Annotated in this window: 11 protein-coding genes and 2 pseudogenes; 6 read left to right on the plus strand and 7 right to left on the minus strand. The window is 59.1% G+C overall.

Annotated features, from left to right (window positions below; translation table 11 throughout):
* Window positions 1-100 precede the first annotated feature (100 nt).
* Window positions 101-1,531, plus strand: a complete 1,431-nt coding sequence (gene sbcB, locus AC1DVF_RS23675; protein WP_095126197.1) for an exodeoxyribonuclease I — start codon at window positions 101-103, stop codon at window positions 1,529-1,531.
* Window positions 1,532-1,628: 97 nt separating this feature from the next.
* Here the strand turns inward: sbcB and mvaT are convergent, their stop codons facing one another.
* On the minus strand, window positions 1,629-2,006 hold the full coding sequence (mvaT, locus tag AC1DVF_RS23680; protein ID WP_007912775.1) for a histone-like nucleoid-structuring protein MvaT: 378 nt from the start codon (window positions 2,004-2,006) through the stop codon (window positions 1,629-1,631).
* A gap of 336 nt (window positions 2,007-2,342) precedes the next feature.
* On the opposite strand from mvaT, the gene purU reads away from it, so the two are divergent.
* On the plus strand, window positions 2,343-3,191 hold the full coding sequence (gene purU / locus AC1DVF_RS23685) for a formyltetrahydrofolate deformylase (protein ID WP_007912774.1): 849 nt from the start codon (window positions 2,343-2,345) through the stop codon (window positions 3,189-3,191).
* Window positions 3,192-3,275: 84 nt separating this feature from the next.
* Window positions 3,276-3,452, plus strand: a complete 177-nt coding sequence (locus tag AC1DVF_RS23690) for a hypothetical protein (RefSeq protein ID WP_175559560.1) — start codon at window positions 3,276-3,278, stop codon at window positions 3,450-3,452.
* A gap of 48 nt (window positions 3,453-3,500) precedes the next feature.
* On the opposite strand, the gene AC1DVF_RS23695 is transcribed toward AC1DVF_RS23690, so the two are convergent.
* The 5 genes and pseudogenes from AC1DVF_RS23695 to AC1DVF_RS23715 form a co-directional block, all read right to left on the minus strand.
* On the minus strand, window positions 3,501-4,496 hold the full coding sequence (locus tag AC1DVF_RS23695; RefSeq protein WP_099757019.1) for a lysylphosphatidylglycerol synthase transmembrane domain-containing protein: 996 nt from the start codon (window positions 4,494-4,496) through the stop codon (window positions 3,501-3,503).
* Window positions 4,493-5,269, minus strand: a complete 777-nt coding sequence (locus tag AC1DVF_RS23700; protein ID WP_460129966.1) for a DUF2334 domain-containing protein — start codon at window positions 5,267-5,269, stop codon at window positions 4,493-4,495. The genes AC1DVF_RS23695 and AC1DVF_RS23700 overlap by 4 nt, the downstream gene beginning before the upstream one ends.
* A complete protein-coding gene (locus AC1DVF_RS23705; protein WP_477783232.1) occupies window positions 5,262-6,353 on the minus strand; it encodes a glycosyltransferase family 4 protein in 1,092 nt (363 codons plus the stop codon). The genes AC1DVF_RS23700 and AC1DVF_RS23705 overlap by 8 nt, the downstream gene beginning before the upstream one ends.
* A gap of 287 nt (window positions 6,354-6,640) precedes the next feature.
* The gene (locus tag AC1DVF_RS23710) at window positions 6,641-7,405 is read right to left on the minus strand and encodes a methyl-accepting chemotaxis protein (RefSeq protein WP_371043227.1); all 765 of its coding nucleotides are present in this window, start codon (window positions 7,403-7,405) and stop codon (window positions 6,641-6,643) included.
* A 93-nt stretch (window positions 7,406-7,498) separates the two neighbouring features.
* Window positions 7,499-8,530, minus strand: a pseudogene (locus AC1DVF_RS23715) (HAMP domain-containing protein); the annotation flags it as partial.
* A 189-nt stretch (window positions 8,531-8,719) separates the two neighbouring features.
* Between AC1DVF_RS23715 and AC1DVF_RS23720 the strand changes: the two are divergent.
* Both AC1DVF_RS23720 and AC1DVF_RS23725 read left to right on the plus strand, forming a co-directional pair.
* A complete protein-coding gene (locus tag AC1DVF_RS23720; RefSeq protein WP_099759346.1) occupies window positions 8,720-10,198 on the plus strand; it encodes a helicase HerA-like domain-containing protein in 1,479 nt (492 codons plus the stop codon).
* A pseudogene (locus AC1DVF_RS23725) lies at window positions 10,195-10,293 on the plus strand (metal ABC transporter ATP-binding protein); the annotation flags it as partial. The gene AC1DVF_RS23720 and the pseudogene AC1DVF_RS23725, both read left to right, overlap by 4 nt.
* A gap of 8 nt (window positions 10,294-10,301) precedes the next feature.
* Here AC1DVF_RS23725 and AC1DVF_RS23730 read toward each other — a convergent pair.
* Window positions 10,302-10,757 (minus strand): DUF721 domain-containing protein, encoded by a 456-nt coding sequence (locus AC1DVF_RS23730; protein ID WP_038366691.1) that lies wholly within the window; start codon window positions 10,755-10,757, stop codon window positions 10,302-10,304.
* Window positions 10,758-11,065: 308 nt separating this feature from the next.
* On the opposite strand from AC1DVF_RS23730, the gene secA reads away from it, so the two are divergent.
* A partial coding sequence (gene secA, locus AC1DVF_RS23735) for a preprotein translocase subunit SecA (protein WP_477783231.1) occupies window positions 11,066-13,369 on the plus strand: 2,304 nt, incomplete at its 3' end.

The following is a 13,369-nucleotide window of genomic DNA, read 5'->3' on the forward strand; positions in this document are numbered from 1 at the left end:
ATTGCACATCGTGAAGTCCGAAGTGTTTGAATGACGCGAGGCTGGCCGCGAGCGCGGTCGAGCGCCTAGACTTTGCCGATCTTCAGTTCAGGAACCGCCCGTGACTTCAATCTTCTGGTACGACTACGAAACCACTGGCATCAATCCGCGTAACGACCGCCCGTTGCAGGTGGCCGGGATCCGCACCGACCATGCGCTCAACGAAATCGACGAGCCGGTCAATCTTTATTGCCAGCCCAGCGAAGACATACTGCCGCATCCGGCGGCTTGCGCGATTACCGGCATCACCCCGAGCCAGCTCGCCGAAAAGGGCTTGAGCGAAGCTGATTTCATGACGCGGGTGCATGCCCAGCTGGCGGCCCCCGGCACCTGTGGCGCCGGTTACAACACCCTGCGTTTCGACGACGAGATGACCCGTTACAGCCTGTATCGCAATTTTTTCGACCCGTACGCCCGGGAGTGGCAGGGCGGCAACAGCCGTTGGGATCTGATTGATGTGGTGCGCGCCGCCTATGCGTTGCGCCCGGACGGTCTGGTCTGGCCGACCGATGACGAAGGCCGGGTGACGCTCAAGCTAGAACGCCTCACAGCGGCGAACAATATCGATCATGGTCACGCCCACGAAGCCTTGTCAGACGTGCGCGCGACCATTGCACTGGCACGGCTGATCCGCGAGAAACAACCAAAACTCTATGACTGGCTGTTCCAGTTGCGCAGCAAGCAAAAGGTCATGGATCAGATTCGTCTGTTGCAGCCACTGGTGCATATTTCCGGGCGTTTCTCGGCCGCGCGCAGTTATGTCGGTGTGGTGCTGCCATTAGCCTGGCATCCAAAAAACCGTAACGCCTTGATCGTCTGCGATCTGCACCTCGACCCGCAGGGGTTGCTCGATCTGGACGCGCAAACCCTGCGCCAGCGTTTGTACACGCGTCGTGATGATTTGCTGGAAGGTGAGTTGCCGGTGCCGCTCAAGCTGATTCACATCAACCGTTGTCCGGTAGTGGCGCCGCTTGCGGTTTTGCGCGCGCAGGATCAGCAACGTCTGGGGCTGGACATGGCGCTTTATCAACAGCGAGCACTGCGGCTAACTGACGCACAGCAAGTTTGGAAAGATAAAGTTGCAGAGATTTATGTCAGCGAAGATTTCATTCCGAGCGAGGATCCGGAACAACAGTTGTACGACGGATTTATCGGTGACCGTGACCGACGTCTATGTGAGCAAGTGAGGAGCGCTGACCCGGCACAACTAGCGCAAGAGCAATGGCCTTTCGATGACGAACGTTTGCCTGAATTACTCTTTCGATATCGCGCACGCAACTTTCCCGAGACGTTGAATTTCGAAGAGCAAGAACGCTGGAGAATATTCTGTCAGCAGCGTTTGTCCACGCCTGAGTGCGGCGCACCGAATACCTTGAAATCTTTTACCGAGGCGGCCGAGCAATGGTCGATTAATGCCACGCCGATGCAGAGTGAGGTGCTCAATGAATGGCAGAATTATGTCCAGGCATTGCGCAAACGTTTGAATCTTTGAAATCGAACATGACCGGGCTTAAATCCCGGGCATAAAAAAACGCCAGCATTCGCTGGCGTTTGTTTTTTCGCGGATCGCTCTGCGAAGACGTTGCGGCTTAGCCCAGCAGGGTAGCCCAGCCTTCAACCACGTCACCGCCCCACTTGGCTTTCCACTCTTTCAGAGTTTTGTGGTTGCCACCTTTGGTTTCGATGACTTCGCCGTTGTGCGGGTTTTTGTATTGTTTAACTTTGCGAGCACGCTTGGTGCCGGTAGTTTTTACTGCGCCGCCGCGTACTGCTTTGGTTTTAGCTTCCGGATCCAGCAGCGCGATAATGTCACGCAGGGATTTGGAGTATTCGCCCATCAGGGTGCGCAGTTTGCCTTCGAATTCCAGCTCGGCTTGCAGTTTGTCGTCTTGGGACAGGTTCTTCAAACGGGCTTGCAGCTCTTTGATGGCTTCTTCGGTGGCGCGATATTCGTTGATCAAGGACATGATTACTACCTTAGTAGAGTGCGGGATGGCAGGGGGACAGTGCCGCAATAATAGTCAGGCTGTTTCATCAAGTAAACATTTAACCGGGGTTTTTATTTAAATTAGTTACGAGAAACTGCTCTCTATTGAATATTCAGTTAAATAGTGTGATCGAGTCATCACAGATATTCACAGTTGTCTGATCAAGCGATCCCGCAGGATCAGCACCAGTCTGTCGGTTACTCATCAAGAATCCGTAGCACTGAGCCTGGCGCCTCCCGTTGCTGATCAATACTGCAGTTTTCCTGCGCAGCCGCTAGAATGGCGGCCTTTGCGAAGTTCTGGAGTTTCCCCCTCATGCGCACTTTTCGGCTGGTGATATCTTGCCCGGACCGCGTTGGCATTGTTGCCAAAGTCAGTAATTTTCTGGCAGCCCACAACGGCTGGATCACCGAAGCGAGCCACCACTCGGACAACCAGGTGGGCTGGTTCTTCATGCGTCACGAAATTCGTGCCGATTCGCTGCCTTTCGGTATTGAAGTGCTGCGCGAGAAGTTTGCGCCGATCGCCGAAGAGTTCTCGATGGACTGGCGCATCACCGACACCGAGCAGAAAAAACGCGTTGTGCTGATGGCCAGCCGCGAATCGCACTGTCTCGCGGACTTGCTGCACCGCTGGCACAGCGATGAACTGGACTGCGAAATCTCCTGCGTGATTTCCAACCACGACGACCTGCGCAGCATGGTCGAGTGGCACGGCATTCCTTATTACCACGTCCCGGTCAATCCGCAGGACAAGCAACCGGCCTTCGACGAAGTGTCGCGTCTGGTCAAACAGCACGATGCCGAAGTGGTGGTCCTGGCGCGTTACATGCAGATCCTGCCGCCAGACATGTGCCGCGAATACGCGCACAAGGTCATCAACATTCACCACAGCTTCCTGCCGTCGTTCGTTGGTGCCAAGCCGTATCACCAGGCGTCGCTGCGTGGCGTGAAGCTGATCGGCGCGACCTGTCACTACGTGACCGAAGAGCTGGACGCTGGCCCGATCATCGAGCAGGACGTGGTGCGTGTCAGCCACAGTGACAGTATCGAAGACATGGTGCGTTTCGGTCGTGATGTCGAGAAAATGGTCCTGGCTCGTGGCCTGCGTTATCACCTCGAAGACCGCGTGCTGGTGCACGGCAACAAGACTGTGGTGTTCTGATCTCAACCCCACAGGCTTGAAAAACCAAGGGTCTGGGCGTTCAATCGTCCAGACCCTTTTTCATTTCAGCTGTGAGGAAAAGCCATGACCGATCCACTGGACAAAGCCACTTCCAAAGCGCCGGCGACGTTGGGCGAAGGGTGTTTGAGTCGATATGATCCCGAGGACATGAGCCCGGAGGATGGCACCGAGTTTCCCGGCGCTGCGGAGTTGTGGGAACAATTGCAAGAGAAGTCCGACGACAACAAAGACGATGCCTGAGGCGCGATCATTTAGGCGCAGCCAAAGGCACGGGGTGCGACCGGACGATCAAGCCTGCCCCACCTTCATCAGTTTCCTCAACAGCGGTCGGCCCAGCATCAACAAAAACACCGGCCCCCCGACCAGCAGATAAAAGTAATACGTCACCACCCGCCAAATCAGAATCGCCGCCGCTGCAGTGGATTTCCCCACCATCGGCGCCAGCAACGCTGCCGACGTCAACTCCGCCGCCCCCGCGCCGCCCGGCAGCAGGCTGAATTGCCCGGCGCCCAGCGAAAGCATCTGCACCAGAAAACTCCACGCCCACTGCAAGTCCGCGCCCAGGCCGCGTAGCGCCAGATACAGCACGCTGTAGCGCAGCAACCAATGCACACACGTCAGGGCGAATACTTTGATCAATGTTTGCCAGGGCAACTTCAATGTATCGGTAAACGCCGCGAGAAAATGCAGCAACTTGCGCGCCCAGCGACGGCGGGTAATGGCCTTGACGTTCATCCTTGCCAGCAGGCGACCGCTCAGGCGAATCAGGGTGCGGTGATAGCGCGCGACCAGCACACAACTGAATAAACCGCCGAACAGCGAAATCGCACTGACGGTCAGCAACCACTCGAGGCGATCGCTGAGGTGCTGGAACAGCGCATAAATCAAAATGCCGCTGAGGGCGCAGAGAAAGAACAGCAAATCGCTGAGCTGATCCATGGCAAACACCGCGCTGCCCCGCGCCGGCCGCACGCCGGAGCGGGCCAACAGGGCCATGATCGTCAACGGCCCGCCGCTGCCACCGGGAGTCGCGCAGTAGGCGAATTCGGCGGCCATCACTACACCAAGGCTTTGCAGCGGCGTGACGCGCTCGCGCTGATCTCCGAGTAGCAGGCGCAGACGCAAGGTATTGATGCCCCAGCAAAGCAGGATCATGCCGAACATGATCAACAGCCAGTGCAACGGGAAACTCTGCAGCCGCGCCCAGGTGTCGCCGCCACCCAGCACAACCGGAATCAGCACCGCCGCGAGCAGGCCGATCAGCAAGAGAATGCCGCGACTCATGCGGCGCTTCCCAGTTGACCGCGCTGTTGGGCGAGCCAGTGGATTTTGGTCATCGGTACGCGTCCTTCGCTCAGCAGTCGTTCGAGGGTGTGCAGCCAGTAATCACGGGAAAAACCGTGGCGCATGTCCACGGGATGCAAGCCTAGACGAATCACCGACGCCCGACGCCAACGCTGTTGACGCTGCTCGCTGACAATCTTCGATAGGCCCCTTCGCCAGGCGCTGCGAGCGCTCCAGACCAGACCCGGYGCATCGATCGCGGTGAAATCCGGCAACCGATACAGATGCTGCGGATCGCTGGTGTAGCACAGGGGCAGATCGCGCAGGGCCTGGCGGGTGCCGTCGCTCATCAACCACGCCGGGGCAACGAAACCGTGCAGCGGCCAGTCGTGGCGCTGGAAGACTTCGATGCCGGTGCGCAGGCGGGCGAGGGCGGTTTCCCGGGACAAACGGTAAAACTCGCCTTCATGGGTGTAAACGCGGCGCATGAACCAGTCGTGAGGCGTCGTCGGGCCAGGCGCCTGGTCATCGTGGAAATAACCGTGCAACGCCAACTCATCGCCACGGGCGACGCGCTCATCGAGCCGTCGGCAAAATGCCGGGTGATCGTCGAGGGCGTTGTGCCGGTGGAAATTCGGAACGACCAGCCACGTGATCGGTACGTTGCCCAAGGCGTCGACGGCCTCGACAAACGGCTGGTAATCCGCCCACGTCGACGGAGCGACGTCGTGCAGCACCAGCAAGACGGCGCGGTCGTTCATCGATTCAACCATTGGCCACCTTGGGCAGCGTATGTCCGAGTACGGCGTGATAGTGGCCCAACAAACTGTCGACCACCGTATCCCACGCATAGTGGGTTTCGACATGCTGGCGCGCCAGTGTGCCAAGTTTGCTACCGCCGCGACTGAACAGTTCGCGCACGGCATTGGCCATTGCTTGCGGGTTGTTCGGTGCGCACAGGAGGCCGCAGGAATCAGTGACGATCTCTTCGAAAGCCCCGGCGGCAACGGCCACCACGGGAATGCCGCAGGCCATGGCTTCGAGGATCACCAGGCCGAAGGTTTCCTGGTCGCCGGCATGCAGCAAGGCATCGGCACTGGCCATCAACTGCGCGACGCGTGGCGCGGGGCAGAATTCGTCGATCACACTGACGTTGTCCGGCACGGCGGTGGGCATCGACGAACCGACCAGTAGCAGGTGATAGCGCGGGCCGAGGCGTTGCATGCATTTGAGCAATACCGGCAGGTTTTTCTCTTTCGAGCCGCGTCCGGCAAAAATCAGCAGCCGGGTGTCTTCGGCGATGCCCAGTTCTGCACGCAGTTGCGGGTCGCGGGCTTTGGGGTGAAAGGTTTGCAGGTCGACGCCCAGCGGTTGCACGAACACATTGCGTACACCGAGGCCGCTGAGCTTGTCGGCCATGATCTGACTGGGTGCCAAAACCCGATCGAAGTTGCCGTAAAGCCTGGTGACATACGCCTCGATATTCGGTGTGACCCAATGGCCCATGCGATTGCCGATCAGCAAGGGCAGATCCGAGTGATAGAAACCGATTACCGGCACATCCAGCTGTCGTCGCGCATCAAGGGCGGCCCAGGCGGTCAGATAAGGGTCGCCGACTTCGATCAGATCGGGCTGTAAATCCTGCAGGACATTTCGCCATGGCGCGAGGCGAAGGGGGAATCGATAGCCTTTGCCGAAGGGCAGGGCGGGGGCGGGAACCGTGTAAACGCCGTCGTGTTCGCCGAAATGGGCACCGGGAATCAGCAGGCTGTGGCGGGTGCCGGATTTGACTCCGAGCCGGCGGTGTTTGGCATCCAGATAAGTACGCACGCCGCCGCTGGCCGGGGCGTAGAACATGGTGATGTCGGCGATATGCACGGTGATCAACCCTCCGTTGCGTAGTTCTCCCTTGGTTGACCTTTATCAAGAATAGATGTTCGGTCGGGATTGCGCGGTGGAGCTGAAGAGCGCCCTCACCCTAACCCTCTCCCGGAGGGAGAGGGGACTGACCGAGGTGGATGTTGGAGTTACACCGACTTGAGAGACCTGAGTCGAACTCAGGTCTGGAAAATCCCCCGATCGGCTTCCTTTCCCCCTCGCCCCTCTGGGGGAGAGGGCTGGGGTGAGGGGGTAGGCTTTTGATCTCAGATGCGGAAACTGCCAACCAGTTGTTTCAGACGCGAAGCCTGCTGCTCCAGGTCCGAACACGCGCGCAACGTCGCCTGCAAGTTCTCCACGCCTTCCTGGTTCAGCGTGTTGATCTCGGTGATATCGACGTTGATCGACTCCACCACTGCCGTCTGCTCTTCGGTCGCGGTGGCCACCGACTGGTTCATCCCGTCGATCTCGCCAATGCGCTGGGTCACGCTGTTCAAGCGCTCCCCGGCAAGGTTGGCAATCTCGACGCTGTCCTGGCTGTGACGCTGACTGTCGCTCATGGTGCTCACCGACTCACGGGCGCCGACTTGCAGCTCCTCGATCATGGTCTGCACCTGTTGCGCCGATTCCTGGGTGCGGTGCGCCAGATTGCGCACTTCATCCGCCACCACGGCAAAACCCCGGCCGGCTTCACCGGCACGTGCCGCTTCAATGGCCGCGTTGAGCGCCAACAGGTTGGTCTGTTGGGAAATGCTGGTGATCACTTCGAGAATCTGGCCGATGTTCACGGTTTTGCTATTCAGCGACTCGATGTTGCTGCTCGACGCGCTGAGCATGCTCGACAGTTGATTCATCGCCTTGATGCTGCGATCCACCACTTGCTGGCCGTCTTCAGCCAGACCGCGCGCGTCACTGGCCTGATTCGAAGCCTGGGCGGCGTTGCGGGCGATTTCCTGCGCCGCGGCGCCGAGCTGGTTGATCGCCGCGGCGACACTGCTGGTGCGCGAGGCTTGCTGATCAGAGTTGTACATCGACGAGTTCGATGCCGCGACCACGCGCAGGGCGACTTCGTTAACCTGGCCGGTGGCCGACGACACTTCGCGGATCGAGCCGTGAATACGCTCGACGAAACGGTTGAATGCGGTACCGAGCACGCCAAATTCATCGTTATTGACGATGGTCAGGCGTTTGGTCAGGTCGCCTTCGCCATCGGCGATGTCCTCCATGGCGCGGGTCATCACGTGCAGCGGCTGGATCAGAATACGGATCAGCATGCCGAGCAGGGCAATGATGATTGCCACGGCAATCACGGTCGCGATCACTGCCGAGGTGCGGAATTCGCTGAGCATCGCAAAGGCCTGATCCTTGTCCACCGACAGGCCGATGTACCAGTTCACCGACGGCAGGCCTTTGATCGGCGCGAAGGTGACGATGCGGGTCTTGCCATCGACGGTAACTTCACTGAAGTCGCTGCTGATGCGCGGCGTGTCCTGTGGATAGGCTTCTTTCAGTGATTTCATCACCAACGCCTTGTCCGGGTGCACGAGGATCTTGCCGTCGGCGCTGACCAGGAACACATAACCCATGCCGTCGAAATCCCGGGCGGCGAGGGTGTCGACCAGCGATTGCAGGCTCAGGTCGCCGCCAACCACACCCACACTCTGGCCGGCCTTTTTCGAGGCAGTGGCGATGGAAATGATCAACTGGCCGGTAGCGGCGTCGATGTACGGTTCGGTCAGGGTTGAGGTGCGGCTGCCCTCGGCACCTTTATACCAAGGGCGCACGCGCGGATCGAAACCGTCGGGCATCTTGGTGTCCGGACGGATGGTGAAGTGCCCGGTGGCATCGCCCAGGTAGGTCGCCATGAACGTCGAGGTCAGGCTTTTCTGTTCCAGCAGACTGGCGACGTTGGCGGGCTCGGGGTTGATGGCGATGTTTTGGGCGGCGTTCTCGATCAGTAGAATGCGGCCGCTGAGCCAGGTCTGGATATTGCCGGCAGTGACCTCGCCCATCTCGTTGAGATAGTTGTTCAGGTCATCGCGGATCGCGTTGCGCTGCAACCAGTCGTTGTACAAGGTAAACGAGGCGAAGGCGGCGATGACGATGAGGGCGGCGGCAAGCAAAATTTTATGGCTGAAGCGCAGATTTTTGTTCATGGCTTGGGGTTCCGCTAAGGTCTTAATGTCCAGGGCGTGCTTTTATAGAAGCGCGCAAAATGGGCAAGGGTGAAAACAAGCTGATATTTCCGTCTCTCCTTAGGGAAATGTCCGGCCTGACTTGTGGTCGGGTCTCTCACTCTTCTTTATCGGCCATGCAGAATCAAAGATTAACCATTGGGTGACAAAATGCCTGACTCCTCGCAACTCGTAATCGGCGCCGACCTCGCAGGCCAACAGATCGCTCAGGCCATGCGCCTGGCCAACCGCCACGGACTGGTCGCCGGCGCCACCGGTACCGGTAAAACCGTCACCTTGCAGCGTTTGGCCGAGGCGTTCAGCGACGCCGGGGTCGCGGTATTTGCCGCTGACATAAAGGGTGATCTGTGTGGCCTCGGTGCGGCGGGCAATCCGCAGGGCAAGGTGGCCGAGCGCATTGCCGGGATGCCGTGGCTCAACCACAAGCCGCAGGCCTATCCGGTGACCTTGTGGGACATCCACGGCGAGTCCGGTCATCCGTTGCGCACCACGTTGAGCGAAATGGGCCCGTTGCTGATCGGCAGCTTGCTGGAACTGACCGACAGTCAGCAGTCGGCGCTATATGCCGCCTTCAAGGTGGCCGATCGCGAAGGCCTGTTGCTGCTGGACTTGAAGGATCTGAAAGCGCTGCTCAATCACCTCAAGGAAAACCCGCAGCTGTTGGGCGAAGACGCGGCGCTGATGACCACCGGTTCCAGTCAGGCGCTGTTGCGTCGCTTGGCGACGCTGGAGCAGCAGGGCGCCGAAGCCTTGTTCGGCGAACCGGCACTGCAACTTGAAGACATTCTGCAACCGACCGCCGATGGTCGCGGGCGCATTCATTTGCTCGATGCCAGTCGTCTGGTGCACGAGGCGCCGAAGGTCTACGCGACATTCCTGTTGTGGCTGCTGGCTGAACTGTTCGAGCAATTGCCCGAGCGCGGCGATGCCGACAAACCGCTGCTGGCGCTGTTTTTTGATGAGGCGCATTTGTTGTTCGGCGATACACCGAAGGCCTTGCAGGAGCGACTTGAGCAAGTGGTACGGCTGATCCGTTCCAAAGGCGTTGGCGTGTACTTCGTTACGCAATCGCCGGCGGACTTGCCCGATGACGTGCTGGCGCAACTTGGCTTACGCATTCAACACGGTTTGCGCGCCTTTACCGCCAAAGAGCAGAAATCCCTGCGCGCGGTGGCGGACGGCTTCCGACCGAATCCGGCGTTCGACAGCTTGTCGGTGTTGACTGAACTGGGAATTGGCGAGGCCTTGGTCGGCACGCTGACCGAGAAAGGCACGCCGGAAATGGTGCAGCGCGTACTGGTCGCACCGCCGCAGTCGCGGATCGGGCCGTTGACCGAAACCGAACGCACGCTGTTGATTGCGGGCTCGCCGTTCAAGGGCCGCTATGACAAGCCGATCGATCGTGAGTCGGCGTATGAAATTCTGATGGGGCGTAAAGGGCTGGCGCCGGAGGCTGAAGCGCCAGCGGCTTCACAAGAGCCGAGTCTGGCGGACAGGGCTGGAGAGTTCCTGGGTACGGCAGCAGGGCAGGCCTTGAAGTCAGCCATGCGTCAGGCTGCCAATAACCTCGGCAAACAACTGGTACGCGGCTTGATGGGCTCTTTACTCGGTGGCAGCAAACGCCGCTGAAACCTGTGGGAGCGAGCTTGCTCGCGAAGGCGCCGTGTCAGGCAACACATAGGTTGAATGACAGTCCGCATTCGCGAGCAAGCTCGCTCCCACAGGGAATTTGTCAGGTCTTGGCTTTGGCGTGCGCCGCCAGTCGTTCCAGTGCCGCGCGCAAACCCGGATCAGTGATCCCGTCCGCCGTGGCCTGAATCGTCGCCGCTGCATCCGTCGACAAATCCATCGTGTGTCCGGCCGCTCCGCGTTGAACGGTCGGCGGCTGCACCTTGAACAGAATCCGCGTCAAACTGGCGAACTCATCAAACATCTGCAGCTGCCTCTGCAAGCGTTTTTGCTGATAGCGCAGACGTGTGGCCCAATGGCCATCGGTGACAATCAGCAACAGACTGCCCTCACGCCACGACGCTACATGGCAATGTTCACGGGCGGCGGGTTGCAGTTGGCTTTCGAGCAGACGCTGCAAATGCCCCAGTCGTTGGGCATGGCCGAGGATGGCTTTGAGCGGCTTGGCTTCGCGCAGGAGAACGGCGGGTGCTCTGGCCGTAAGAGGGCGAAATGCCATGATCGAACACCTGAAGTAACAGAAACGCCATGGTAGCAGAAAGGCCGAAATCACTCGCCCATTGCTTTTGCCCTCGCTTTGCCCATTAAATCAACGACTAACTTCTGCCTTGTATGACTTGAAGTTGAGCAAAACGCCCCTATTTTAAGTGAGCCCCGTCAAAGCGCAGTGCCAGCATCGTGGAACATCGCCACTTTCCTCACTTCCGTTTCCGGGTAGAATGCTCGTTCGCATGCGGCCATGAGGGCTGCACGGGCGACGCTCACGGGGCCGCCCTCCATCCCTTTAGTGTGGAAGATCCTGCCGATATGTTTGCGCCTTTGTTAAAGAAACTTTTTGGAAGCAAGAACGAGCGTGAAGTCAAACGCATGCTCAAGACGGTGCAGCTCGTCAATGCCTTCGAAGAGCAAATGGTGGCCCTTTCGGACGATCAATTGCGCGCCAAGACCGCTGAGTTCAAGGCCCGCATCGCCAAAGGGGAAACCCTCGACAAGCTGTTGCCAGAAGCCTTTGCGGTCGCCCGCGAAGCCGGCAAGCGCATCATGGGTATGCGCCACTTCGACGTACAGCTCGTCGGTGGCATGACCTTGCACGAAGGCAAGATCGCCGAAATGCGCACCGGTGAGGGTAAAACCCTCGTAGCGACCCTGGGTGTTTACCTCAACGCATTGTCCGGCAAGGGCGTGCACGTTGTGACGGTGAACGACTACCTGGCGCGTCGTGACGCCAACTGGATGCGCCCGCTGTATGAATTCCTCGGCCTGACCGTCGGCGTCGTGACGCCGTTCCAGCCGCCGGAAGAGAAGCGTCTGGCCTACGCCGCCGACATCACCTACGGCACCAACAACGAATTCGGTTTCGACTACCTGCGCGACAACATGGCGTTCAGCATGGAAGAAAAATTCCAGCGCGAACTCAACTTTGCCGTGATCGACGAAGTCGACTCCATCCTCATCGACGAAGCGCGTACCCCGCTGATCATTTCCGGTCAGGCCGAGGACAGCTCCAAGCTGTACATGGAGATCAATAAACTGATCCCGCAGCTGGAACTGCACGTTGAAGAAGTCGAAGGCGAAGTCACCAAGGCTGGCCACTACACCGTTGACGAGAAGACCCGTCAGGTTGAACTCAACGAAGCCGGTCACCAGTTCATCGAAGACATGCTCACCCGCGTCGGCCTGCTGGCTGAAGGCGAGAGCCTGTACTCGGCACACAATTTGGGCCTGCTGACCCACGTGTATGCCGGTCTGCGTGCGCACAAGCTGTTCAATCGCAACATTGAATACATCGTGCAGGATGGTCAGGTCGTACTGGTCGACGAACACACCGGTCGTACCATGCCGGGTCGTCGTTTGTCCGAAGGCCTGCACCAGGCCATCGAAGCCAAGGAAGGCCTGAACATTCAGGCCGAGAGCCAGACCCTGGCTTCGACCACGTTCCAGAACTACTTCCGTCTGTACACCAAGCTGTCCGGCATGACCGGTACCGCCGACACCGAAGCGTTCGAATTCCACCAGATCTATGGTCTGGAAGTCATGGTCATTCCGCCGAACAAACCGTTGGCGCGTAAAGACTTCAACGACCTGGTGTTCCTGACCGCCGAAGAGAAGTACGCGGCCATTGTTGCGGACATCAAGGAAAGCATGGCGGCCGGCCGTCCGGTGCTGGTGGGTACTGCCACCATCGAAACCTCCGAGCACATGTCCGCATTGCTCGTGAAGGAAGGCATCGAACACAAGGTTCTGAACGCCAAGTTCCACGAAAAAGAAGCCGAGATCATCGCGCAGGCCGGTCGTCCGGGCGCACTGACCATCGCCACCAACATGGCCGGTCGTGGTACCGACATCCTGTTGGGCGGTAACTGGGAAGTTGAAGTCGCGTCGCTGGAAGACCCGACCCCTGAGCAGATTGCCCAGATCAAGGCCGACTGGCAGAAGCGCCACCAGCAAGTGCTGGAATCCGGCGGTCTGCAGGTGATCGCCTCCGAGCGTCACGAATCCCGTCGTATCGACAACCAGCTGCGTGGCCGTGCCGGCCGTCAGGGTGACGCCGGTTCCAGCCGCTTCTACCTGTCGCTGGAAGACAGCCTGATGCGCATCTTCGCTTCTGATCGAGTGAAGAACTTCATGAAAGCCCTGGGCATGCAGCCGGGCGAAGCGATCGAACACCGCATGGTGACCAACGCGATCGAGAAGGCGCAGCGCAAGGTTGAAGGCCGCAACTTCGATATCCGTAAGCAACTGCTCGAGTTCGATGACGTCAACAACGAACAGCGTAAAGTGATCTATCACATGCGTAACACGTTGCTGGCCGCCGACAACATCGGTGAAACCATCGCCGATTTCCGTCAGGACGTGCTCAACGCCACCGTCAGCGCGCACATTCCGCCGCAGTCGCTGCCTGAGCAGTGGGACGTGGCCGGTCTGGAAGCTTCGATTGCCAGCGACTTCGGCGTGACACTGCCGATCCAGCAGTGGCTCGACGAAGACGATCACCTGTACGAAGAAACCCTGCGCGAGAAGCTCATGACCGAGCTGATGGCGGCGTATAACGAGAAAGAAGACCAGGCCGGTGCCGACGCACTGCGCTCGTTCGAGAAGCAAATCGTACTG

It is taken from the genome of Pseudomonas sp. P4_D7 (assembly GCF_056401755.1).